We start from the raw sequence: 23,013 nt of genomic DNA on the forward strand, positions 1-23,013 counted from the left end.
GCGTCGGAAACGGGGCGGCTCTCCCCGCCGGCCCGTAGCGACAAGGACTCCCCGGTGCGGTCGTACCGTGGCCACCGCGCCAGCCCATGGGCGTTTGGCGTGCCGTATCGGGTGAACGCGCCCCAGTAGCGCTTCATCTCCGTGGCCAGTTGTCGGGGTACCGAGCGTGCCGGCCAGGACCGCCGCGACCAGGCATGCGAACGGACGCATGACGGCGCCCCGGTTAGTTGTGCCGCGCTGGCGCGGGACGGTCGCCGAGGAACTCCGGCACGCGGAATCTGACGAAGGCGGCCGAGTCCAGCCCGAGCGAGTCGGCGAGCGCCTGCATCCGGTGCGGTTCGGCCAGTGCGTCCCAGCGTCCGGTCTGGATGCGCTTCTCCATGGTGATCACCGCCGCGACCAGTTCGGCGGTCGTAAAGGTGCAGTGCCCGGCGTGCTCGGCGTACGCCTGTCGCAGCAGCACGGCGGAGCGGCTGTCGTGGACGTCTTCGACGTACTCCTCCACATGCTGCACCGGGACGAGGGCATCGTCGGTGGTGTGCAGCGTGAGGACCGGCATGGCCAGCCGTCCGGTCAGCGTGGAGGTCCGGGCCATCCAGCGGTACGCGGCGAGATCAGCCGTCACGCTGGCCGTACGCGTCAGCAGCTTCAGATCGGCGCGCAGATCGATACCGGCCTGCCGGTACAGCTGCGCCACCTTGGCAAAACGTCCCGACTCGGCCAGTTGCCGTCCGTAGTCGACGCCCTTGTTCCAGGTGGGGTTGCCGCCGGCGCTCTGCTCCATGTCGTAGCGGCCGAACACGATGAACGGCAGGATCGTGCGCAAGTTTTGGTACTGGCCCGCCACCTGCGCGTGGATGTCGTCGGGTGCCGGCTTCGGCTGCCCGGGAACCCACGTCGGTTCCTGGTACAGGGCCGTGATCAAGGCGGTCCGCGCGCGGCCTTCGGGGGTGGTCTGCGCCTGATCCAGGGCGGCCACCATCCGATCCGCGGTGGCGAAGGCTTCGGCTGGATCGGTGAAGCGAACGAGCTTCACCTGCTGTCCCGCGAGCAGGAGCTGTGCGACCGCGTGCGCCCCGTCCAGCTGGTAGTTGTGCAGGTCGATCCCGCCGCCCATCAGGCCGCAGGTCGCGATCGCACCGTCGAGCACTCGACCGCCGCGCTCGGCGAGCTGTCCGGTGACCATGCCGCCGAACGAGGTGCCGAGCGCGATGGTGCGATGTGGCTGGCCGATCAAGGCGGTGACCGCCCGCAGCGTGTCGAGCTGGTCGCTGGCGGCGGTGTCGGCGACCCACCCCGAGCGGGAGTACGACGAGCCGGCCAGCGCGTAGCCGCGGGCCAGGAGGGCCTCGGCGGTGGCCGGACCGGGGCTGTTGACGGGCGGGTTGTCGGGGGTGGGGTTGTAGCCGTGGCTGTAGAGCAGGAGCGTGCCGTTCCAGTTCGCCGGCACGTCGGCGATCCAGGTCGCGCCGTTCGGCAGGGCCCCGTCGTACCGGGTTGTCGCCGCGGCCTGCGCCGTGGTGGGTACCAGTCCAAGCACGGCCAGCGAAGCGGTGAGCGTTGTGGCGAGCAGCCGTCGGAGAGTCCTCATGATGCGCTGCCTCCGTGGGGGGTATGGCGAGCGGCCTCGGTGGAGACTGTCAATAGACTCGGAAACTAGACAGGTTATCGACGTCCGTCAAGAGAAAGGGCAAACATTGTCAGCAACCTTCCGGGGCGCCATACCCACTAGCTAACCCGATTTAGCCTCAAGCCGCTCCGTACAACCCCCGGTGAAGCCCTGGCAACGGGCACCGGATCTCGAAACGCCCACTGGACCGGCGTTGCCGAATATCGCGCCAGCACAAGTCGTTGGGCGGATTCCCTCAGCCTGCGACCGCGTCCTCCACAGTAGACGGTACCGAGCCGGTCGAGAACCATATGGAACGTGCCCCTCTGGGGCCGGACGGGTGATCTGGGATCGTTTCCTACCAAAAATCCCTACCGTCCGGTCAGGGCACCTCTAGCCCATCGTTTGTGGCTAGAGGTGGGAACGGTGGCGTAGGTTTAATCCTGCGCGGGAGGATCTCGATGGAGTACCAGACCCGGCTCTGCCAGTTTGCCGTTGGTCACAGCGGGGAGCATGGTTCGAAGAAACTGCCATGTTCGTAAGGAAGCGCCGATGCCAGTAGACAATGACCATTCCGTGCAGCTTGACGTAAGCGCGTTGCTGGAGATGACGCACGAGACGATGATGGCGCGGTGGCGCCAGGGCCTGGTAACGCCCATGTCCCCGACGATCAGCACGTTCGCCAAGACCGACGGCTGTTGGTGGACGGCCAGCCAGGTCATGTGGCTTCGCGTTTCGCTTGCTGAGCACAACGAACGGCTCGACTTCCATCATGATCGCTTCGGAAGCACCGACCAGGCCAAAGGTCCGGCTACGACCGCTAGACCCAGCCCTTGGGACAAACGACCACCGCAGTCCCTCTTCGAGTCCCCGGCCCGTTAGGGCCCCTGGCATTCCCTGGTACGAGCTGGCCCTGCCCGCTGACTACGCGCAGACCGGGCCGGGCTGTCCCGGCACTGACCTCCTGTCCACGAGCACGCGTCGCCGACGGTGACCCGGCCCGGCCGCTCAACTGTCGCGAGCACCCCGGAGGTGAGTCCGTGATGCTCGGCGAGCGTTTTCAGTAGATCGCTCCGCTCGACGGCCCGATCCTGCGCCATGTCAACCATGACGCACCGGGTGAGCTGGCGGACCGGCCGCAGGACAACCTCGGGGCCGACTCGCATGGGGCGCCCCAACCAGTTCTCTTCGGGGAAGCCGCTGCCGGCGAGGTCGACCAGGAGGTTGGCTCGGAACCGCAGCGGGTCGACGTCCATGCCGCCCGGCTCGCCGCCGGTCAGCTCGGTCAAGCGGCGTAGTGCGGCTGTGGTGATGAGGCTGGCCGGGCCCTCGTCATGGTGTGGGCCCATAACCGGTCGCCAACCAGGCCGCGCTCACCTACCTCAGCAGCTGGCACCACTTCCCCGAGCATCGACTTGACCGGGTAGCGGCGGATCTCGGCAACCTTCACAGGCCGAGAGTAGGAGATCGGTGCAGACGCCCGACTGCGCTTCCTCGGTGGGGTTCAGCCGGTGGCGCTGGCTCGGCGTGCCGCGCGTTCGGCGCGGGCCGGTGCGCCTACCTGGTGCAGGTGTTCCAAGGCCTGGCGGTAGGAGGTGATGAGGCTGGTTTGTTCGTAGGCGACGCCGATTTCGGCGCAGTATGCCTGCACGATCGGCTGGGCCTTGCGCAGGTTCGGGGCCGGCATGGCGGGGAACAAGTGGTGCTCGATCTGGTAGTTCAGGCCGCCGAGCGCCACGTCAGTCAGCCAGCCGCCGCGGACGTTGCGAGAGGTCACTACCTGCTTGCGCAGAAAGTCCTCGTCGCCGGCCGGGTGCGGCATGCCCTTGTGGTTGGGTGCGAACGTCATGCCGAGGTAGACGCCGAACAGCGCCTGGTGCAGGAGCAGGAAGGCGATGGCTTGCAGCGGCGACAGTACGATCAGCAGTGCTGAGAGATAGCCGACGGCGTGCAGGATCAGCAGTGTGCCTTCCAGACGGCGGCGCTTCACCGTGCCGTTGCGCAAGGCCTTGACGCTGGAGATTTTCAGGTCGGCGGCGAGCAGGGTGAGCAGCGGGAAGAACAGCGCCGCCTGATGGCGGGTGATGAAGCCCTTCAGCCCCCGCCGTCCCAGGGCCGAGGTCGTGGCCCAGATGAGCACCTCGGGCGCGACGTCCGGATCGAGGTCGTCGTGGTTTGGGTTGTTGTGGTGGCGGGTGTGCTTGTCCATCCACCAGCCGTAGCTCATCCCGATGCCGAGGTTTCCGGCGAGCCGTCCGGCGACCTCGCTGGGGCGTTTGGTGCGAAACACCTGGCGGTGTGCCAGGTCGTGTGCCACGAGTCCGATCTGGGTGAACGTGACGGCGAGGAACACGGCCGTGATCATCTGCCACCAGGACGAGCCAATGACGAAGAACGCGGTCCAGCCGCCGAGGAACATGAGCGTGACGACGCTCAGCCGCGCGATGTAGTAGGCGGGCCGGCGCCGCATCAGCCCTTCGCCGTTGATCCGGCGGGACAGCGCGGCGAAGTCACTGCCGGTCGTTGACCGCGACGGCGTCATGGTGATCGTCATGCTTATATCAAACCGGCCGTTGGCCGCAGCGTCAGGAGCGCTAGGTCCTGCGGCCTGGTGGTGCTAGCACCACCATTGAACCGCGTGCCAGTGGGCACAATATGATCTGTGCAGATGCCTGAGGCCAGAGCGCGGCTGGGGCGGTGGGTTCGGCGTGGCGTGCGCTCCGTGCTGGGCGCTTTGGCAGCGATCGGCCTGGCATTCACCAATTTGCCGCTGTTCGCCGCATCGGTTGTCGCGTTCGCCCTGGCGCCGGTGCCGTTCCTCGGTCTCGCGCTGGCGCCGTGGACGATGACGCTGGTCCGGATGCGCGCCGATCTTGAACGCAGGCGTGCCTCGCGGACCGGTGTCCTGGTGACCCGTCCGTACCATCCGCCCCCGGAACGGGCCGTGGCCGGCGGCTGGCAGCGCTTCCGGTGGACCGTGACAGACCCAGCTACCTGGCGCGACCTGGCCTGGCTCCTGCCCGGCGCGATCGTCGGCTTCACCCTCGGGACGATCGCTGTGGTCGTGCCGCTGTACGGGCTCGCGGGTCTGACGTTGACGCCGTCGTGGATCTGGCTCCACACCGGCTGGTACGGCTACGGCGCCGTCTGGTCCATCGACTCGTTCGGCGAAAGCCTACTCTGCGTACCGCAGGGCGCCGTCATCCTCGCCGCCGGCCTCTGGGCGGCACCGTGGCTGCGCCGAGTGGATGCCCTCTTCGCCCGGCTCTTCCTCGCGCCCACCAAGACCGCCGAGCTGCGGCTACGCGTCACCCAGCTGACCCTCACGCGCGCTGACACGGTGGACGCCCAAGCGGCCGAGCTGCGCCGCATCGAACGTGACCTACACGACGGCGTCCAGGCGCGCCTCGTCTCGCTGAACATGGTGATCGGCCTAGCCGACGCACGCATCGACCGGAACCCCGCCGAGGCACACAAGCTGCTGGCCGAAGCACGTGAATCCAGCGGCGCGGCGCTGGTCGAGCTGCGGCACCTCGTGCGCGGCATTCACCCGCCGGTGCTCGCCGAACGTGGACTCGGCGGCGCCGTCCGCGCACTGGCACTCAGCCTGCCAGTCCCGATCACGATCGATATCGACCTGCCGGGACGGCCCGACACGCCCGTCGAGTCCGCGGCGTACTTCGCCGTCGCAGAGGCGCTGACCAACATGATCCGGCACAGCCGCGCCCATACCGGATCAGTTTCCGTTCGGCACGCGAACGGCACGCTGACCATGGTGGTCACCGACGACGGCGCGGGAGGTGCGAACCCGGCCGCCGGTACTGGGCTACAAGGTATCCAACGCCGCCTCGCCGCATTCGATGGCACGATGGCACTGTCGAGCCCGCCCGGGGGACCCACTGTCATCACCATGGAGCTGCCGTGCGCGTTGTCATCGCCGAGGACCACGCCCTTCTCCGCGACGGACTGACCCGCCTGCTGCAGGCGTCCGACTTCGACGTCGTCGCGGCCGTCGACAACGGCCCGGCCCTGCTACCCGCCCTGCTCACCCACAAGCCCCACGTGGCGATCGTCGATGTCCGCCTCCCGCCGACATTCACCGACGAAGGCCTGCAGGCCGCGATCGCTGCCCGCACCCAGATACCCGGCCTACCGATCCTCATGCTCTCCCAGCACGTCGAGCCCATGTATGCCCGCGAGCTCCTGGGCACCGCGGACGGCGGGGTGGGCTACCTGCTCAAGGATCGCGTGTCCGACATTGGCGAATTCATCGACGCCGTCCGCCGGGTCGCCGACGGCGGCACCGCCATGGACCCCGAAGTGATCTCGCAACTACTCGTCCGCCGAGAGCCGCTGGCGGTGCTCACCGCCCGGGAACGTGAAGTGCTCGGTGTAATGGCCGAAGGCCGCTCCAACGCCGCGATCGCGGCCAAACTCCGCATCACAGAGAAGGCGGTGAGCAAACACATCAACAACATCCTCACCAAACTGGACATGCCGCCCTCTGACGATGACAACCGCCGCGTCCTAGCCGTCCTGGCATACCTCAACGCCTGAACGGCTCAAAGAAGGAAACAGCGCACGATGTCAAGCGGGTATGGGAGACGGATCCGTCGCTGCGCCACAACGAACTCCATGCCGCGTTCGCCGACGTCTGGTGCGCTCTCCCGAAGGTCCTTTTCAGCCGCAAGCTCGACAGCGTCCAGGGCAATGCTGGCCGCGGCAGCGATCGGGCTCGGCCTCGTCGACGACCTGCGCATGTTCCGCTATCCGGTCGTCGTCGGTGGCGGCGCGCCCTTCCTGCCGCCGGTCACCGAACACGTTCGGCTAGACCTGGCCGAGACCAGGACATTCGGCTCGCGCTGATCTACGAGCGCTACATGCGCGCCCGCGATGAGTCGGACTGACACCGCCGATGCCGCCGAGCCTCAGCTCGCGACCAGCCCCAGCTGACGCTGAAATTCCAGTTCGTCGAAGTAGAGATGATGCTCGGTGATCTTCCCGTTCTCGACGGTCGCGATGTCGACGCTACGGATCTTGATCTGCTTCCCGGTCGGCTCCATGCTCTCGCCCGTGGGCAACTGCAGGGACCCGGTGTTCGTACCGATGAAGTAACCCTCGTCGACCGCCTTGTTGCCCGACTCGACCTTGCTGATCTCTTCCCACCTGCCGTCCGGGAAACCGTCGATGAACTGACGCCAGTAGTCCGCTATCTGTTGACGTCCCTTGACCTCACCTGCGTCCGGAGTCACCACGACTGCGTCGTCGGAGTAGCACGCCAACGTCGCGTCGACATCGTGAGCCTCCAGGGCCGCCGCGGTCATCCGGTCCAGTAGTTCGCGAGCCTGTCCCATGACGCCACCCCCCTCGCGCATTCATTATCCTCGCGTTTTCCCTGGTCGGGAAGGTTTCAAGGCAATCGGCCAGTGCCCCGGCAAGGTCGCGGCCGAGTGCGGCTGTTCGCCAACCTCCAGGATCGGCAGGCTGGTGGCCGAACGATCGGGCCGGCGAGGGCTACCGCGCGGTGGCGAACGTCTGGCGGATCGTGCCGATGTTCTCGATCTCGCTCTCCAGCACGTCGCCCGGCTGGATGAACACCGGCGGGTTGCGGACCCGGCCCACACCCTCCGGCGTACCGGTAAAGATGAGATCGCCCGGCAGGAGCGTCACGATGCCGGACAGGTAGGCAACGATCTCCGGGACGGCGAAGATCATGCTGGAGGTTCGGTCCCGCTGGACGGTGTTTCCGTTCAGGCGGCAGGTCAGGGCGATGTCATCCGGGTTGTCGAACTCATCCGCGGTCACCAGGACCGGGCCCAGCGGCGCGAACCCGGGGAACGACTTACCGAGTGAGAACTGTGGAGCCGGCGGTCGGTGCTGCATGATTCGCTCGGACAGGTCCTGTCCCACGGTGAGGCCGGCGACATACTCCCACCCGCTCTCGACGCCGACCGGGCCGGGCGTTCGCCGGCCGACCACCGCCACCAGCTCGATCTCCCAGTCCACATTGCCCTTCGGCAGGATCACCTCGGCGTACGGTCCAGTGATCGACGTGGGAAATTTGGTGAACACGACCGGCGCGTCGGGCAACCCGCCCAGGCCACCCTCGGCGACATGCTTGGCGTAGTTGAGGCCGAGCGCGAACACCTGCGCCGGCCGCGGCGATGGGGCGCGCAGCAGCCCTGGATCCACCTCGAAGTCCATCAGAGCCGACGGTGACTGCCGGCTCCACCAATCGCGGAATTCGTCCCAGCGCCCGTAGACGGTCGACATGTCGGCGGCGAACCGGCCGCCGCTGGCCCGCTCCACGTCGATGCCGCGCCCGGCCACCAGCACCGTCAGCCGGCCGTCGTGGTTGGCGATCCTCATCGGTCTCCCTCTACGAAGTAAACGATCAGATATTATCGAATCGTCTCTGACCAGGGAAATGGTTGACCGGAATTCGATATTATCGTAAGTTGCCCGAACGAGCGGCCAGCGATGCGCTTCCGCACGGATCCAGACCGGCCGGCTCGGCGGCACGCGGCACCGGTAATCGTGGCGACGTCATCAGTGAGGCCGCCGGGGCACCGGCCAACCGAGGAGGACGGACGAGTGGCTCGCAAGCTGCGCTCGACGCAGGTCTACGACGCCCTGCGCAAGGAGATCATCGAGGGCACCCTGCCGCCCGGCAGTCGGCTGGCGGCCAGAGCGCTCGCCGAGCGCTTCGAGTCCTCGGACATCCCCGTGCGGGAAGCGATCTGGATGCTGGCCAGGGATGGGCTGGTGGAGAACATCCCGTACGCCGGCGCACGGGTCCGGACGTTCACCCAAAGGGAGATCGAGGAGACGTACGCGATCCGGGGCTATCTGGAGAGCCTCGCGATCAACCTCGGCGCCGGCCGCCTCGACCCGGCGCAGGTCGCCGCGGTGCACGACCTGATGGGACAGCTCGACACCGCCCTCGCGGCGGGCGACCTGGTTGCGTACGGCCGGCTCAACCGCCCACTTCACGAGGCGCTGCTGCTCGGCTGCCCGAACAGCCGGCTATTGCAACTGCTCGAACAGCTCTGGGACGGGCAGGCGTCGTACCAGATGGTCTTCCGCCTGAACCCGGCACGGGCCCGCGCCTCCCAGGAGGAGCACCGCCGGATCGTAGAGGCCGTCATCAACGGTGACGGTGAACGAGCCGCCGCGCTGATCCTGGAGCACCGCCAGCACGGCGCTCGCGCACTGTCCCACACGCCCCTGACCGAGACCGAGAACGCTGAGGAGCTGGCGCATTGAACGCCAACCACGACGCTTGGCCCACTGGGCAACGCGTGGCAGTGGCCATCAACGTGATGTACGAGCAGTGGGCGCCGGGGTCCGCGCCGGGAATCGGCCCGATGGGCAACCCGCTGCCCGCCGGCGCCACCGACTACCAAGCGCTGTCGTGGAGCGAATACGGCCCTCGCACCGGCATCTGGCGCCTGCTGGAGGTCCTGGACCGGTTCGGTGTACGGGCCTCGTTCTACCCCAGCGGCATCCTCACCGAGACCGCACCGGCCACCTTGCGGGCCATTGTGGACGGAGGCCACGAGGTGTGCGGGCACAGCTGGTCGCAGAACATCATCGCGGCCACGCTCGCCGAGGACGACGAACGTTCAATGATCGGGCGCTGCGTCGAGGCATTGGAGTCGGTGACCGGCCAACGGCCGATGGGCTGGATCAGCCCGCGGTGCACGCCCAGCGCCGTCACCGCCCGACTGCTCGCCGAGCGCGGCTTTCGATGGTTCGGCGACGTCTTCGACGCCGACCTGCCGTACCTCATGAACACCGACGCCGGCCCCATCGTCGGACTCCCCTTCGACCTAGACGTCAACGACATGCCACTGCACATCCGGTACGGACAACCGCACCGCGCGCTGGTGTCCACATTCCGTGACACGCTGGATGGCATGCGATCGGAGCGCCACAAGTCGTATCTGGACGTCACCGTGCACGCGCATATCGGCGCGAGGCCGGCCGGACGGGCGGCGCTGACCCGGATCCTGGAGCACCTGGCGCAGAGCGAGGATTGCTGGATCGCGACCCGCGGCGAGTTGGCCGCCACCGTGCCGGTGACCGACCCCGCTGGATCACCCACCTGACGGGGTGACCGCCGGTGACTCCGCGACCAGGAGAGCGCTGGCTGACAGGGATGCAGCTCGGGCCGTCTGCGGCTGGCGAGCTTACCTGTACGCATCCGGGAAGAAGGAACGAGAGCACCTCTCGACCCTGATCGTCGAAGCCCAGCGCCCGCGGAGCCCGATCGAAACCGACAGCTTCCGCGCACTGGACGACGGTTCCCCGGGTTAGCCGGTACGCCGACCGACGATCATCAGATATCGCTGGTTTCCTACCCCAGGGAGCGTGGCGGAGCGGATGCGGGATTCACCAGACCAGCGTCGTATGCGGCGATCACCAGCTGCACCCGGTCGCGGGCCGCGAGTTTGCTCAGTAGGTGTGAGACGTGGGACTTGACGGTCTTGACTGCGATGGTGAGGTGTCGGGCGATCTCGTCGTTGGACAGGCCCTGCCCGATGAGGCCGAGCACCTCGACCTCCCGGGCGGTCAGCTGGCCCAGCTGGGACTGGACGACGGAACCGGTTGCGGCGGTGTGCCGCTTGTAGACGTAGTGCTCGACCAGGCGGGCCAGGATCGACGGGGCGAAGAGTGACTCGCCGCTGTGCGTACGCCTGATGGCGTTGAGCAGATCGTCGGGCCGGCTGTCCTTCAGCAGGAAGCCGCTGGCCCCGGCGCGCAGCGCGTGGAAGACGTACTCGTCGAGGTCGAACATGCTCAGGACCAGCACCCGGGTGTGCGCGAGCTCCGGCAGCCGGCAGATTTCCCGGGTCGACTCGATGCCGTCGAGCCGCGGCATCCGGACATCCATGATCACCACGTCGGGCTCGGTGGCCTTGGCGACGGCGATCGCCTCCACCCCGTCGCCGGCCTCCCCCACCACGGCGAGGCCTCGCTCGGCGGCGATGATCATGGCGAGGCTCTGCCGGAGGAGGGGCTGGTCGTCGACGAGAACAACCTGCACGGGCCGATCGGATCCGGTCACGCCGCTCCCTCGGGAATGACGGCCTCGAGGCAGAACCCGTCGTGCTTGGCCCGCGGCCCCGCCATCAGGGTCCCGCCCAGGCTGCTCACTCGCTCCCGCAGCCCGATAAGGCCGTGCCCGGCGCCGGACCGGGCGGCCCAGCCGCTGTTGGGCCCATCGTCCTTGATGGTCACGCTGACGGCGGCCCGGGTCCGCGCCAGGCAGACGTCGACGGTGGTCGCGCCGGCGTAGCGCGCGCTGTTGGCCAGCCCTTCGCGGACGATCCGGCAGATCGCCACCTGAGCGCCGGGGGACACCGGGCCCAGCTCCTCCTGGTGCAGCTCCACGCGCAGGCCGGCGCGGCGGGCGCCGTCGATGATCTCCGGCAGGGACGCCAGGGTCTCTGTAGGGTGGCGGGCGGGCCGGTCGTCGACCTCCCGCAGTGCGTCCAGCATGCGGCGCAGCTCGACCGTCGCCTTCCGGCTGATGGCTTCCACGTCCTCGATGGCGGCCAGCAACGCCTGCTCGTCCGGCTTACGGGTGTGCAGGTGCGCGGCGGCCGCCGCCCGCACGGTGATCATGCCGAGGCCGTGGGAGACGATGTCATGCAGGTCGCGGGCGAGGCGCAGCCGCTCGGCAAGCACCGCGTCCGCGGCATCCCGGCGCGCCATCGCCGCATCGTGCTCGGCCCGCTCGACCCGCAGCCGGACGATCGCCCAGACCGAGACCGCCGCGAAGCCGAGCAGCAGAACGGTGACGAACGGCCAGCTGAGCCCGAGCACGAGGACAGCGGCCATCACCACAAGCAGCACACCGGCCGGGAGCAGCCACAACCATGATCGACGCGAGCGACGCCGGCTCTCGATCATGCAGTGAAGCCTAGCGTTCTGCCGGGCGCCCGCATCGGACCACGGTCTGACGGCCCCAGGGCCGAGGACGGCGCCGGTTTGCCGCCCACGGCCCGATGTTCCGCCGCGCTGCGAGTGGTTGTTTGGAGTACGCGGGTGGCATCACGTCCCGCCAAAGTGTCCAGAGGTCGCTCGGGAGGGTCGTTGTACAGGCGCGTGGTCATGGTGGTCGCAGGGGCGTTGTTCGCCCTGCTGGCTCTGGTGGCGGCAATCGTCACCGATCTGCACGACCGGGACTTTCCGCAGGCCATCGGCGCGCAGAGCAGGGTGGGCCTGGACTTTGGCGATTCGCAGTTCGGCGACCGGGAAGCGTTCGAGACGCTGACGCGGATGGATGCCGACTGGAAGCTGGGCCTGGTCCGGATCGCACCGGACCAGGCCGGTGACGGCGACGAACGGGTCTTCGTCGCCGTCACCGACGGGAGCCTGCCCGCGACGTTTTCATGGTTCAACGACGCTGGTGCGGGCAAGGTCGTCGGCAGGGGCCGGCTGGCCCACTCCTCCCCCGACGGGTCCTACCTCGTGACCGGCGACAATGCCCGGCTGGGCGAGTTCGAGAGCCGGCTGAGCAACGCGGGCGTGCGGGTGACCCGCACCGACGCGTCCGTCACCGACAGCATCAAGTTCGCCATGCGCGAGGGTGGTTTCGGCCTGGCGGTCCTGGCCGCGTTCGCCCTCATCGCGGCGCTGGCGCTGTTCTGGCTGTCGATGAAGGCGCGAAGCCGCGCGCTCCGGGTGCTCGGCGGCTGCCCCACGCTGCGGATCCAGGCGCAGGACCTGGGCGGGTTCGCGGGCGCGTTGTTCCTTCCCGCGGCCGCCGTCACGCTCGCGGCCGCGGCCTACGTGGGCGTTTTCCACGGCCGGCTGTACGTCGGCATCTTCGTCAAGACGCTGGCCGGTCTGGAGGTCGGGGTCATCGCCGTGTCGCTGCTCGTGGCGATCGCCATGTCGGCCTCCGCCTGGCCGAGCGCCACCATGCTGGCCACCCGACAGCCCGCGGTGAAGAGCCTGCGCACAGCCGCCGTCGGCATCCAGGCGCTGACGTTCCTACTGGTGGTGGCCGCGGCCGGGCCGGCCTGGTCGGCTTACCGCAGTTCGTCCGCCATGGCCGCCGAGATGGCGCAGTGGAAGAACCTCGCGGATCAGGTCGCCGTCCAGTTCGGGATGGGCGATGAGGAGATGACCGGTCTCGAGCCCCAGATCGGCAACCTGGTCAAGGACGCCGAGTCAACCGGCGCGCTCGCGTACTCGTACACGTTCTCGGACGACCTGTGGGGCGGCGATCTCGGCGACTACTCGGCCGTGACCTTCGTGAACCAGCGATGGCTCGATCTGATGACCACGGACGCGCCGCCGAACGTGCTCACGCCAGTGCCGTACGACCGCGTGAAGGCCATGGTCACCCGCGAGTTCGGCGCGACGTTCACGCTGCTCTCGAGAAGCCAGGGTCCCGGTGCGGAGATCCTGTCGGGATTTGACTACCGGCGGCCGGTCGACGGATTCCGGCTGCCGGTCGGCGAGGGTGGCGGCGGCGGGAGCCTTCAGTTCTTGGACGACGTCCTGGTCGCCGTCGTGCCGTCCCTCCAGCAGACGTTCGATGACCACAACCTGACGTCGATGGTCTCGACCAGGAACCTGCTGTTCACCGGGGTGGCGGCCACGCAGACGCTGCTCGAGCGCAACGGTCTGTCCGCCGGCGCCCTGAGCGAACGCGGGATGAAGGGTGAGCTGACCGTCGTCTACGTCGCGGAGGAGGGGATTCTGCGGGCGCAGTTCATGGCGTACGTGGTCTGGCTGATGAATCTCGCGCTGGCCGCCCTGGTCGTCGCCTTCACGGTCGCGGCCGCGATCAGCGCGCTGATCACCGCCGTGCTGCACGCGAAGCGCGACTTCCCGCTGAGACTGTCCGGCCGGTCATGGGCGCGGATCCTGCGGAGTCGGGTGGCCAGGCAGTTGCTGGCCGGCGCACCGCTCGTGGCCCTCGTCGCGGTGTTCGGCAGACCCGACGCGCCAGGGGCCCTGCTGGTGGCCGCGCTGTTCGGGGTGTTCGTTGTTCCGCTGAGCCACCTGGTAGCCGCGAACTGGTGTTTCGCCGGCGTCAGCAGGCGTCGAATCTGATGGGAGTTCCAATGCTGATTGAGGCCGAGGGCGTTTGCGTGGCGATCGGCGAGCGGCCCGTGCTCGACGGCGAGCTCGTTCGCTGCGAGCCCGGGGCGATGACCGCCCTGGTCGGCCCGAGCGGGTCCGGCAAGACCACGCTACTGCACTGCCTCGGGCTGCTGCTGCCGATCGATCGGGGCCGCATCCTGATCGACGGGAAGGACGTGACGAAGTACGGCTCGGCGGCGCGGCGCCGGTTCTGGCGTGATCATGCGGCGTTCGTGCTGCAGGACTACGGGATCATCGATGCGGAGTCGGTCGCCTTCAACGTCACGATGCAGTCGAGCCTGCTGGGCAAGCGGGCCAACGGTGACGAGAAGCGGCTGGCTCAGGTTCTCGAACGGACCGGGCTGGCGGGACGCCAGCACGAGGCGGCCAGCCACCTCAGCGGCGGTGAGAAGCAGCGGCTCGCATTGGCCCGAGCCATCTACAAGCGGGCCGCGGTCGTCTTCGTCGACGAACCCACCGCGTCGCTCGACGCCGCCAACCGGCGCAAGGTCATCGACCTGTTCACTGAGTTCGCCGCGAACGGTCGCACGGTCATCGTCTCCACGCACGACTCCGAAATGATCGAGGCGTGCGGCTCACGGCACGTGATCGGCAGCTCGCGACCTGTTGCACAACCGGTCGATCAGCAGGTCCACTAGGGAAGGGTTCCCATGACGCTGGCATCCAAGATCGTGATCGGCGCCGTGGCGGCCGAGGCCGACGCGGCGCTCACCAGGAACCAGACCCTGGCCGCCGACATCGAGGCGTTGGGTGACGGCATCTCCGTCGGGCTGGGCACGCCCTGCCCCGAGGGACAGGACCGTGCGCTGATCCAGGTGACCTACGGCTGGCCCTCGCCGCGCGCCCGGAGGGCGGCTTCCGGGTGGCATGACGCTGCTGCCGGCGTCACCCTGAAATGAGTGGCCTGCTGGAGCGCGCCGTGCCAGCATGAAGCGACGTTCGCGCCCGCGGTCCTTCACGCGGGCTCGATGCAGGCTCGATGCAGGCCCAGCCCGAGGAGACGACATGCGAGCAGCTTCCACGCTCCGGACCCTTGACCGTCCTGCCGTGGAGTTGCGCATTGCCGTTCGTGAATCTCGGGATCGTCGCCCATGTTGACGCCGGAAAGACCAGTCTGACCGAACGCCTGCTCTTCGAGGCGGGCGTCCTGGACGAGCCCGGCAGCGTCGACGCCGGCACCACCCGTACCGACTCGATGGAGCTGGAGCGCCAGCGCGGCATCACCATCCGGTCCGCGGTGACCTCCTTCGCCATTGACGACCTGACCATCAACCTGCTGGACACCCCCGGCCACCCCGACTTCATCGCCGAGGTGGAGCGCTCCCTTGCCGTGCTCGACGCCGCCGTACTGGTGGTGTCGAGCGTCGAGGGGGTACAGCCGCAGACCGTGGTGATCTGGCGGGCGCTGCGCCGGATCGGCGTACCCGCCGTGCTGTTCGTCAACAAGGTCGACCGGGCCGGAGCCGATGTCGACCGGACGCTGGCCGCGGCGCGGCGCCGGCTCACGCCGTACCTGGTCATGCTCAGCACCGTGACCCGGCAGGGGCGGCACGACGCCCAGGTACGACCGCTGCCCCTCGACGCCGAGCCGGTGGTGGAGGCGGTGGCCGAGGTCGACGACGCGATGCTGGCCGCGTGGTCGACGGGCAAACGGGTACGTCCGGGCGCCGTCCGCCGCGCGCTGCGGCACGCGGTACGCCGGCACGCGCTCACCCCGGTCGTGTGTGGCTCGGCGGTCACCGGCGCCGGCGTACCGGAACTGTGCCGGGTCCTGGTCGACGCGCTCCCCCACGCCGGTGCGGATGACGGGTCGCCGGCCGGGACCGTCTTCGCCGTCGACCGTGACGAGCAGGGCCGCCGGGCGTGGGTGCGATTGTGGTCGGGACAGTTGCGAGTACGTGACCGGATCGCGATCGCCGGGCTCCGGCCGGAGCGGATCACGCAGATCGCGGTCAGCGAGCCGGGCGGCGTCCTGGTGCGGCCGGCCGTGCGGGCGGGGCAGATCGCGGCGTTGCGGGGTACGTCGGCACGGATCGGCGAGACCGTCGGGGACCCGCCGCGGCGGCGTCTGCACCGCTTTCCGCCCGCGACCATGCAGGCCCAGGTGGAGCCGGTCGACCCGGCGCAGCGTACGGCGCTTTTCGCCGCTCTGACCGAGCTCGCCGACGAGGACCCGCTGATCGACCTGCGGATCGACGAGAACGCGGGCGAGGCGGTGATCAGCCTGCACGGTGAGGTGCAGAAGCAGGTGGTCGGGGCGCTGTTGGCGGACAGGTTCGGCGTACGGGCCAGTTTCTCGCGGACCGCGACCGCCTGCATCGAACGGGTGCTTGGCACCGGATCCGCGCAGGACCGGATCAAGGAGCGGGACAACCCGTACCTGGCCGGGCTCGGACTGCGGGTCGATGCCGCGCCGGTCGGACATGGAGTGGAGGTCCTTCCGGGGATCGAGCGGGGCCGTCTGCCGGCCGCGTTCATCGCCGCCGCCGAGGAGGGCGTCCGGGCCGCGCTGCGGCAAGGCCTGTACGGGTGGCCGGTGACCGACTGCACGGTGACGATGACCTCCTCTCAGTACTGGCCGCGCCAGAGCAAGCCGCACCAGAAGTTCGACAAGTCGGTCTCGAGCATCGCGGCGGACTTCCGCAACCTCGGCCCGGTCGTGGTGACCGCGGCGCTGCGCCAGGCCGGCACCCAGGTGTGCCATCCAGTGGACCGGTTCGAGCTGGACCTGCCCCACCACGCGCACGGTCCCGTGACGGCGCTGCTGGGCCGGCTGGGTGCGGCGATCCTCGACGCCTCGACCGCTGGCGAATACGCCCGGATGGTCGGGAACCTGCCGTCGTCGCGGCTGCCGCAGGTCGCCGCGGCGCTGCCCGACCTCACCGGCGGCGAGGGCATCCTGGTGACCCGGTTCGACCACCACGCACCGGTCACCGGCGACCGCCCGCCCGTACTCGATCGCAGTGGGCCGGACCCGGGCGACCGGACGGCGTGGTTCCGAGCTGTCCCGCGCTGACGACCCGCGTTGCCGAAATGGGGAAACTCCGCGCCGAGGATCCACAACACCCACCGGGGCAAACCCGGTGAACCTTAATGGGCACCGCGCTAACACTGCCGTCGGCGGCAAGGGGGATACCCACCGTACGCAAAATCGGCGAACGTTAACTCGGCCCTGGGCGACCTGGTGGTTGCCCGCGGCCACCGCAGGACCCCTCAACCGACGGAAGCGACGCCATGTCCTACGTGACGCCAGCAGAGTTAGCCACGAAGATGATCGACGCCGGTGAGGCGAAGATCTTCATGTCTACCCGGGACACCGTGATCCGCGCGTACATGGCTGGCGCCATCCTCGCCCTGGCCGCGGCTTTCGCCATCACCATCACCGTGCAGACAGGCGAACCCCTCGCCGGGGCGATGCTGTTCCCGGTCGGGTTCTGCATGCTGTACCTGCTCGGGTTCGACCTGCTCACCGGCGTATTCACCCTCGCCCCGCTCGCCCTGATCGACAAGAGACCGGGCGTACGACTGCGGTCCGTACTACGCAACTGGAGCCTGGTCTTCGTCGGCAACTTTGCCGGCGCGCTCACCGTCGCGCTCATGATGGCCGTCATCTTCACCTACGCCTTCTCCACCGGCCCCAACGACGTCGGCCAAGCAATCGGCAAGATCGGTGAAAGTCGCACCGTCGGCTATGCCGACCACGGCGCCGCCGGGATGCTCACCCTGTTCATCCGGGGCGTTCTGTGCAACTGGATGGTCTCCACCGGCGTCGTCGCCGCGATGATGTCCACATCGGTGTCCGGCAAGGTGATCGGCATGTGGATGCCGATCATGGTCTTCTTCTACATGGGCTTCGAACACTCCATCGTCAACATGTATCTGTTCCCCTCTGGCCTCATGCTCGGCGGCGACTTCTCCATCGCCGACTACTTCATCTGGAACGAAATCCCCACCCTGGTCGGTAACCTCGTCGGTGGCCTGACCTTCGTGGGACTCACCGTGTATGCCACCCACGCCCGCACCGCCGCGACCCGCCGCCGCCCCGGCTCTCCAGCGCCGGCTCGGCCGGAGGTCGCCCGCGCGGCCAAGTGAGCCGAAGTTCCCGTGATACGCCGATGAAATCCGGCCGTTCCGGCCCGCGTCTACACCTGGAACCCACCTCGGGCCGGCCCGCTACGACCAGCAACTCTGTAGATCCGGTGGCTAGGGCGTCGTGATGTCGAGGTAGTCGATGTTGGCCAGGCCGCCGGTCGCGGTTGGGCTGAGCCGGATCGTGTTACTGCCCGCGGCGAGCGAGATGGTCACCGTCTTGGTGTCCCAGGTGTTCCACGCTCCGGTAACCGGATAAGACACGGTCTGCAGCGTCGACGCGTTGACCACCAGATCAGCCGGCCGATCGGTCGTACTCCCGTTGGCGAACCGTACGCTCAACGTCGCCGTCCCCGCGGTGCTCGCATTGACCGTGAACTGCGCGTACGCACCGACAGCGTTGTTGCCGTTGCAGAACCCGCTGCCGGAGTAGCCCGACCAGTTGGTATCGATCGTGCCCGTGCACACCGCCGGCGAAGCTTCCGCCTCATAACGAGTAGCCGAGCCACCGCTGTTTGGCTGCTCGAAGGCGCCGATGTCCGGGGCGCCGTTGTAGAGCGCGTTCCCCTCATAGTCACGGCCGCCGTTGCCGGCGATGCTCAGGCCGGCGTTGACCGCCGGGGAGCCCGCGGCGACCTTGAGCTCGTACGCGGCGGCCAAAGCGGGACCGGTGGCGGCCGTGCCCGAGGGCGCGTTGATCGGGGCGGACACGAACTGCGGGTTCGCCCTGACGGCCCTGGAGTCTCCGCCCGGGACGGTCAGGGTCGCTCCGCCGTAGAGGTTGTGGCTGTAGGTGACAGTGGAACTGGTCGAGAGGGCGGCGTTCGCCCTGGTCGAGTAGAGGATGTTGTTCCTGATGGCGTACGTGGAACTCAGGTACTTGCCGTAGCCGTAGACCAGATAGTCACTGGCGTCGTTGTAGATGGTGTTGTTGTAGATCTGCGCCCGGGCGGCGGCGTCGGAGTGCAGGTAGATCTGGTAGCGGGTATTACTGGTGATGACGTTGTAGCGCAGCACGACGTCACCGAAGGAGAACTGGCACAGCAGGATCCCGTCGCCGTTGCCGTGAACGTAGTTGTACTGCACGACCTGGCCGGTGGTGCCCTTGTCGGCGTCGATGCCGTTGGAGTCGGCGCCGCCCGCCTTCTTCGAGGTACCGAAGACCTCGTTGAACTGGATCGTGACGTTGTCGGCGAAGTACGTCTCGATGCCGGAAGTGCCGGTCTTGTCCACAACATTGCGTTCGATCAGGCCGCCGCGCACGTCGGTGAGGTAGATGCCGTTACAGCCGTACGCCGTGCCGGCCTGGGTGATGTAGTTGTTGCGGATCGTGAAATTGGTATGCGGCCTGAATTTCGAGTCCGTCGCGCTGGCACGGTTGCCCCATCCGGTCGCCACCGCGCCCGAACTCGTGCCCGAGTACTGCTTGACACTGATGCCGGCGAAGGAGGTGTTGGAGATCTTCGAGTTCTGGATCGTCACGTCGTTGAAGATGGTCGGCGTGCTCGGCGGCGCGGCGATGTTCGGCACGGTGGTGTCGAAGACGATCCCACCGGTCTTCTTCGACGCGTCCCAACCGGTCTGGAACGTGATGCCCGGCTTGTTGTCCGCCGTGTCGCCGCCGATCCAGTTCACCCGGCCGGTGACGTCGTGAACATCGACGGCGTCGATGACGAACCCGTCGAGGGTCTGGCTGTTGTTGCCGCCGACGTGAATGCCGCGGAAGTCGCCGAGGTTGGCCCCGGCAGTGCCGGTCGACGGAGCGGTATTGGTCACCTCGAGGTTGCGGATCGTCCAGTACTCCTGGTTGAACAGGCGTACCGCATCGGCGACCGTACCAGCGCCGTTGATCCGGGGCTTGGCGCCGCTGCCATATGAGTCGATCACGATGGGTGAACCAGCCGCCCCGGAACCCTTCGGCCACAGCTGCCCGGTCCAGGTGCTGCCAGCCTTGAGCAGGATACGGTCCCCAGCACCGAAGGTCATCGCGTTGATCTTGCTGAGGCTCTTCCACGGATGGGACTGATCAAGGCCGCTGTTCGTATCGACACCACTGACCGAGTCCACATAGTACGTCGTGTTGGCAGCCCGGGCAGGAGCCGCAATCCCGACGACAGCGCCGGCCGCCAGAACAGCGACCGCAGCCCCGGCCACCAAGCGAGAAACGGCCGCGAAGCGAGAAGAACGATGATGGAACGAGGGCACAGGAAACATGGGCGTGCTCCTGAAGAAGAGGACGGTCTCGGAAAACGTATTCCAACAGCGCCGTGAGCGCTGACGCTATCGATTGAAACGTTAAATGTCAACCCCATAGCATGCAGCTCCGTCGATACCCGCGCCTGCCCGAGACGCTCTGCATCCTGCTGACCGCAGCTCCGCGCCCGACCGTCTGGCTGCGTCTTCGTCGACGCCGGCAGGTGCGGGCGCCTGGCGGATGCCTTGCAGCTCGTCGAACTCCGCCAGCCGCAGCGGCCGGGCCGCCGTCGGCAACGTGCACGCATCCGGCACCTGGAAACCCATCACACCCCGAGGCAACGTGCGGCGCCGCGATCGGGACCATCCCCTGCCTGCATGAAGTCCCGAATGCAAGCCGGAAGTTCGCCGGCCACCGACGAGCCAGCTGCGCCGACAAGTCGAGGCGCATCGATTGACAGTTAAGTGCTTGATCGCGACACTAACTGAGCAGCCGCTGATGGGAGCGCTCACAGACAGCCATGACCTCGACTACCCAGGTGGACAAACCGACGTAATCAGCATCGGGTCCCATGCCGGCGGGCGCTTCTGTGAGCGCTCACGGTCCTTCCGCATTTCGGCTGCACGGCCCGTGGCGCGCGCCGGCCATCCAACACTCACCTGCAGGCCCCGTAGCGGGTCTCGTCATCATCCGATTCTGGAGATCATCATGCTTTCACGCAGACAGCGCGTCGCGCTGTTCTCCGCCTGCGCGGCGGTGGCGGTGGCGGGTGCCGGGGTGCTGACCGCCGCGGTGGCTTCCGCGGCGGTGACCCGCTACGAGGCGGAAACCGCGCCGGCCACATGCGATGGTGTCATCGAGTCCAACCACGCCGGCTACTCCGGTAGCGGCTTCTGCAACGGCAACAACACGGCGGGAGCGGCGGCCCAGTTCACCGTGACCGCGTCCGCCGCCGGCACCGCCACCATCGCCGTCCGGTACGCCAACGGCACGACCGCCAACCGACCGGCCGACGTGCTCGTCAACGGCGCTGTCGCGCAATCGGGCGCCGCGTTCAACGGCACCGGCGCGTGGACGACGTGGGCCACGACGACCCTGACCGCGTCGCTTAACGCGGGCAGCAACACCATCCGGCTCAGCCCCACCACCGCCGCCGGGCTGGCCAACATCGACTATCTCGACGTCGAGGTCGGCGCTTCGCCCTCGCCTTCTGCGACCGCCTCGCCCACCATGACGACGTCGCCGCCGCCGGGCCGGCCCGCCCAGTGCACCGGGAGTTCGCCGATCACCTGCCACTTCGCCGTCTCCCCCGGCAACTACACGGTGACCGCGTGGATCGGCGACCGCGCCTCGGCCGGCAACACCTCGATGTCCGTGGAGGCCCGCCGGCGGATCCTGCCGGCGGTCGCCACGGCCGCAGGCACCATCACGCAGTACGTCTTCACCATCAACGTGCGACAGCCAGAAGCCCAGCCCACCGGGCAGGGCGGCACCGGCACCTCCGGCCTGACCATCACGTTCGCCGGTTCCGCGCCCAAGCTGTCAGGGCTCACCGTGCAGCCGGCGAGTAATCCGCTCGTGGTGTACGTGGCCGGGGACTCCACGGTGTGTGATCAAATACTCGCCCCATGGGCCGGGTGGGGACAGATGCTGCCCTTGCGCGTTGCGGCCGGCGCGGTAGTGGCCAACTACTCCGACTCGGGCGAAAGCTCGGGCAGCTTCCTGAGCAACTCGGCGCTGTTCCCCACGATGCGACCGTTGATCAGAAGCAACGACCTGGTGCTGATCCAGTTCGGCCACAACGACAAGTCCACGACCGCCTCAACCTTCCGCGGCAACCTCACCACGATGATCAACCAGGTGCGCGCCAGGGGCGGCATACCCGTCCTGGTCACCCCACCGGTGCGGCGGCGGTTCGACGGCAACCAACTCGACGCCACCGCCCGGCACATCAACGGTGTCGGCGTCAACCTGCCGGCCGAGATGCGCAGCCTCGGCTCCTCGCTGGGCGTGCCCGTGATCGACCTGACCGCCAAGAGCGAGGCCCTGGTCGAGTCCATGGGCCCAACCAACTCCGCCCAGCTGTTCCTGCGCCAGTCGGTCGACGGCGTCACCGACAACACCCACTTCTCCGAGTACGGCGCCGCCAGGATGGCTGACCTGGTCGTCCAAGGCATCCGCGAACGCAACCTCTCCTTGGTCAGCTACCTGCGCTGACACCCGTGGCGGCCCGGCGCGGCACGACGCGCCGGGCCGCCCGGGAAGTCGAGTTTTGACCACGGTCGCGCCGGCACGCGCCTTTGACAGACCGGCCTACATCGGGAGAAAGGCGGGAGCCGACCGCGTCACCGTCGGCCCCGCGGCTGCGTCAATTCAAACGCCGGGGTCTGGTCAACACTGGCTGTCGCTCGCGTGTGGCCGGTCGGCCGTCGCCCCGTGAGCGCTCCCAGTGTCCGGCGGTATCAGACCATGTCCCGGCCGAACAACTGACGGTCAATCGATAGCCGTCGAGACTCGACTGCATGAATGGGCTGCCGCGCCGACCCCAGCGGCGCGACCAGGCGGCCGGCAGCGGCCTGTCCGCCGTGACCTCGTTCGGACCAGGCCACAGCCGCCATCGACCTCCCGCCGGGCAGCCATGACGCACTCGACATCCATCAGTTGACAACCACACGTCCGGCGGTAACATCCTTTGATACATCTCGATGGGAGCGCTCACAGTGCAGGAGCGGCTACCGGGGCAGGACACCGCGCAGAGCCGCCAGACCGCCTGCCAGCCGGACGCGGCACACCGATCCGCTACGCCGCCAGCCAGCAACGGCAGCCAGCAACGGCAGCCAGCAACGGCAAGCCCGCCGAACCACCCCAAAACCCCACGCAAGGAGTGATCGTGTCGATGCAACGACGTACGTTCCTGAAGGCGAGCGCCGCCGGCGCGGCGGCCGTGGGAGGCGCGGCCCTGCTCGGTACCTGGCAGGCACACGCCGCACCGGTC

At 68.2% G+C, this 23,013-nt stretch carries 21 protein-coding genes; 13 read left to right on the plus strand and 8 right to left on the minus strand.

Annotation, left to right across the window (positions count from 1 at the left end):
- Positions 1-223 precede the first annotated feature (223 nt).
- From V6V89_RS10955 to V6V89_RS10965, 3 genes are all read right to left on the minus strand, one after another.
- On the minus strand, positions 224-1,591 hold the full coding sequence (locus V6V89_RS10955; protein WP_334618927.1) for an alpha/beta hydrolase: 1,368 nt from the start codon (positions 1,589-1,591) through the stop codon (positions 224-226).
- Between the two features lie 896 nt (positions 1,592-2,487).
- Positions 2,488-2,958, minus strand: coding sequence for an MOSC domain-containing protein (locus tag V6V89_RS10960; RefSeq protein ID WP_334618928.1), 471 nt, complete (start codon positions 2,956-2,958; stop codon positions 2,488-2,490).
- A gap of 155 nt (positions 2,959-3,113) precedes the next feature.
- A complete protein-coding gene (locus V6V89_RS10965) occupies positions 3,114-4,163 on the minus strand; it encodes a fatty acid desaturase family protein (RefSeq protein ID WP_334618929.1) in 1,050 nt (349 codons plus the stop codon).
- Positions 4,164-4,277: 114 nt separating this feature from the next.
- Between V6V89_RS10965 and V6V89_RS10970 the strand changes: the two genes are divergently transcribed.
- The 3 genes from V6V89_RS10970 (at position 4,278) to V6V89_RS10980 (ending at position 6,475) form a co-directional block, all read left to right on the plus strand.
- Positions 4,278-5,579: a sensor histidine kinase gene (locus V6V89_RS10970; RefSeq protein WP_334618930.1), complete on the plus strand. Its 1,302-nt coding sequence runs from the start codon at positions 4,278-4,280 to the stop codon at positions 5,577-5,579.
- A complete protein-coding gene (locus tag V6V89_RS10975) occupies positions 5,531-6,166 on the plus strand; it encodes a response regulator transcription factor (protein WP_334618931.1) in 636 nt (211 codons plus the stop codon). Before V6V89_RS10970 ends, V6V89_RS10975 begins: the two co-directional genes overlap by 49 nt.
- A gap of 153 nt (positions 6,167-6,319) precedes the next feature.
- A complete protein-coding gene (locus V6V89_RS10980; protein ID WP_334618932.1) occupies positions 6,320-6,475 on the plus strand; it encodes a hypothetical protein in 156 nt (51 codons plus the stop codon).
- Between the two features lie 62 nt (positions 6,476-6,537).
- On the opposite strand, the gene V6V89_RS10985 is transcribed toward V6V89_RS10980, so the two are convergent.
- Positions 6,538-6,963: an ester cyclase gene (locus V6V89_RS10985; protein WP_334618933.1), complete on the minus strand. Its 426-nt coding sequence runs from the start codon at positions 6,961-6,963 to the stop codon at positions 6,538-6,540.
- A gap of 160 nt (positions 6,964-7,123) precedes the next feature.
- Positions 7,124-7,978, minus strand: a complete 855-nt coding sequence (locus tag V6V89_RS10990) for a fumarylacetoacetate hydrolase family protein (protein WP_334618934.1) — start codon at positions 7,976-7,978, stop codon at positions 7,124-7,126.
- Positions 7,979-8,203: 225 nt separating this feature from the next.
- On the opposite strand from V6V89_RS10990, the gene V6V89_RS10995 reads away from it, so the two are divergent.
- Both V6V89_RS10995 and V6V89_RS11000 read left to right on the plus strand, forming a co-directional pair.
- Positions 8,204-8,875: a GntR family transcriptional regulator gene (locus V6V89_RS10995; RefSeq protein WP_334618935.1), complete on the plus strand. Its 672-nt coding sequence runs from the start codon at positions 8,204-8,206 to the stop codon at positions 8,873-8,875.
- A 35-nt stretch (positions 8,876-8,910) separates the two neighbouring features.
- A complete protein-coding gene (locus V6V89_RS11000; protein WP_334618936.1) occupies positions 8,911-9,720 on the plus strand; it encodes a polysaccharide deacetylase family protein in 810 nt (269 codons plus the stop codon).
- A 248-nt stretch (positions 9,721-9,968) separates the two neighbouring features.
- On the opposite strand, the gene V6V89_RS11005 is transcribed toward V6V89_RS11000, so the two are convergent.
- The gene (locus V6V89_RS11005) at positions 9,969-10,658 is read right to left on the minus strand and encodes a response regulator transcription factor (RefSeq protein WP_334618952.1); all 690 of its coding nucleotides are present in this window, start codon (positions 10,656-10,658) and stop codon (positions 9,969-9,971) included.
- Between the two features lie 17 nt (positions 10,659-10,675).
- Positions 10,676-11,527, minus strand: a complete 852-nt coding sequence (locus V6V89_RS11010; protein ID WP_334618937.1) for a sensor histidine kinase — start codon at positions 11,525-11,527, stop codon at positions 10,676-10,678.
- Positions 11,528-11,728: 201 nt separating this feature from the next.
- Here V6V89_RS11010 and V6V89_RS11015 point away from each other — a divergent pair, with 201 nt between their 5' ends.
- From V6V89_RS11015 to V6V89_RS11035, 5 genes are all read left to right on the plus strand, one after another.
- Entirely contained in the window at positions 11,729-13,684 is a 1,956-nt protein-coding gene (locus V6V89_RS11015; protein WP_334618938.1) for a hypothetical protein, read from the plus strand.
- An 11-nt stretch (positions 13,685-13,695) separates the two neighbouring features.
- Positions 13,696-14,373: an ABC transporter ATP-binding protein gene (locus tag V6V89_RS11020; RefSeq protein WP_334618939.1), complete on the plus strand. Its 678-nt coding sequence runs from the start codon at positions 13,696-13,698 to the stop codon at positions 14,371-14,373.
- Positions 14,374-14,385: 12 nt separating this feature from the next.
- The gene (locus tag V6V89_RS11025; protein ID WP_334618940.1) at positions 14,386-14,634 is read left to right on the plus strand and encodes a hypothetical protein; all 249 of its coding nucleotides are present in this window, start codon (positions 14,386-14,388) and stop codon (positions 14,632-14,634) included.
- Positions 14,635-14,714: 80 nt separating this feature from the next.
- The gene (locus tag V6V89_RS11030) at positions 14,715-16,751 is read left to right on the plus strand and encodes a translation factor GTPase family protein (protein ID WP_334618942.1); all 2,037 of its coding nucleotides are present in this window, start codon (positions 14,715-14,717) and stop codon (positions 16,749-16,751) included.
- A 218-nt stretch (positions 16,752-16,969) separates the two neighbouring features.
- Positions 16,970-17,827 (plus strand): formate/nitrite transporter family protein, encoded by an 858-nt coding sequence (locus V6V89_RS11035; RefSeq protein WP_334618943.1) that lies wholly within the window; start codon positions 16,970-16,972, stop codon positions 17,825-17,827.
- A gap of 111 nt (positions 17,828-17,938) precedes the next feature.
- On the opposite strand, the gene V6V89_RS11040 is transcribed toward V6V89_RS11035, so the two are convergent.
- Positions 17,939-19,810, minus strand: a complete 1,872-nt coding sequence (locus V6V89_RS11040; protein ID WP_334618944.1) for a carbohydrate-binding protein — start codon at positions 19,808-19,810, stop codon at positions 17,939-17,941.
- 916 nt (positions 19,811-20,726) lie between these two features.
- Between V6V89_RS11040 and V6V89_RS11045 the strand changes: the two genes are divergently transcribed.
- The 3 genes from V6V89_RS11045 to V6V89_RS41685 all read left to right on the plus strand — a co-directional run.
- Positions 20,727-22,235: a GDSL-type esterase/lipase family protein gene (locus V6V89_RS11045; RefSeq protein WP_334618945.1), complete on the plus strand. Its 1,509-nt coding sequence runs from the start codon at positions 20,727-20,729 to the stop codon at positions 22,233-22,235.
- Positions 22,236-22,723: 488 nt separating this feature from the next.
- Positions 22,724-22,906, plus strand: coding sequence for a hypothetical protein (locus tag V6V89_RS11050; protein ID WP_334618946.1), 183 nt, complete (start codon positions 22,724-22,726; stop codon positions 22,904-22,906).
- An 8-nt stretch (positions 22,907-22,914) separates the two neighbouring features.
- Positions 22,915-23,013: twin-arginine translocation signal domain-containing protein (locus V6V89_RS41685; protein ID WP_442935115.1), on the plus strand; the 99-nt coding region annotated here is incomplete at its 3' end.

Origin of the sequence: Micromonospora sp. CPCC 206061 (assembly GCF_036906915.1) — a bacterium.
Lineage (GTDB): Bacteria > Actinomycetota > Actinomycetes > Mycobacteriales > Micromonosporaceae > Phytohabitans.

What these genes read in the sequence shown, in the direction of transcription:
- V6V89_RS10955 (WP_334618927.1), bottom strand. Translation starts at nt 1,591, where the DNA reads ATGAGGACTCTCCGACGGCTGCTCGCCACAACGCTCACCGCTTCGCTG.
- V6V89_RS10960 (WP_334618928.1), bottom strand. Translation starts at nt 2,958, where the DNA reads ATGGGCCCACACCATGACGAGGGCCCGGCCAGCCTCATCACCACAGCC.
- V6V89_RS10965 (WP_334618929.1), bottom strand. Translation starts at nt 4,163, where the DNA reads ATGACGATCACCATGACGCCGTCGCGGTCAACGACCGGCAGTGACTTC.
- V6V89_RS10970 (WP_334618930.1), top strand. Translation starts at nt 4,278, where the DNA reads ATGCCTGAGGCCAGAGCGCGGCTGGGGCGGTGGGTTCGGCGTGGCGTG.
- V6V89_RS10980 (WP_334618932.1), top strand. Translation starts at nt 6,320, where the DNA reads ATGCTGGCCGCGGCAGCGATCGGGCTCGGCCTCGTCGACGACCTGCGC.
- V6V89_RS10985 (WP_334618933.1), bottom strand. Translation starts at nt 6,963, where the DNA reads ATGGGACAGGCTCGCGAACTACTGGACCGGATGACCGCGGCGGCCCTG.
- V6V89_RS10990 (WP_334618934.1), bottom strand. Translation starts at nt 7,978, where the DNA reads ATGAGGATCGCCAACCACGACGGCCGGCTGACGGTGCTGGTGGCCGGG.
- V6V89_RS11010 (WP_334618937.1), bottom strand. Translation starts at nt 11,527, where the DNA reads ATGATCGAGAGCCGGCGTCGCTCGCGTCGATCATGGTTGTGGCTGCTC.
- V6V89_RS11015 (WP_334618938.1), top strand. Translation starts at nt 11,729, where the DNA reads ATGGTGGTCGCAGGGGCGTTGTTCGCCCTGCTGGCTCTGGTGGCGGCA.
- V6V89_RS11020 (WP_334618939.1), top strand. Translation starts at nt 13,696, where the DNA reads ATGCTGATTGAGGCCGAGGGCGTTTGCGTGGCGATCGGCGAGCGGCCC.
- V6V89_RS11025 (WP_334618940.1), top strand. Translation starts at nt 14,386, where the DNA reads ATGACGCTGGCATCCAAGATCGTGATCGGCGCCGTGGCGGCCGAGGCC.
- V6V89_RS11030 (WP_334618942.1), top strand. Translation starts at nt 14,715, where the DNA reads ATGCAGGCCCAGCCCGAGGAGACGACATGCGAGCAGCTTCCACGCTCC.
- V6V89_RS11035 (WP_334618943.1), top strand. Translation starts at nt 16,970, where the DNA reads ATGTCCTACGTGACGCCAGCAGAGTTAGCCACGAAGATGATCGACGCC.
- V6V89_RS11040 (WP_334618944.1), bottom strand. Translation starts at nt 19,810, where the DNA reads ATGACCTTCGGTGCTGGGGACCGTATCCTGCTCAAGGCTGGCAGCACC.
- V6V89_RS11045 (WP_334618945.1), top strand. Translation starts at nt 20,727, where the DNA reads ATGCTTTCACGCAGACAGCGCGTCGCGCTGTTCTCCGCCTGCGCGGCG.
- V6V89_RS11050 (WP_334618946.1), top strand. Translation starts at nt 22,724, where the DNA reads ATGGGAGCGCTCACAGTGCAGGAGCGGCTACCGGGGCAGGACACCGCG.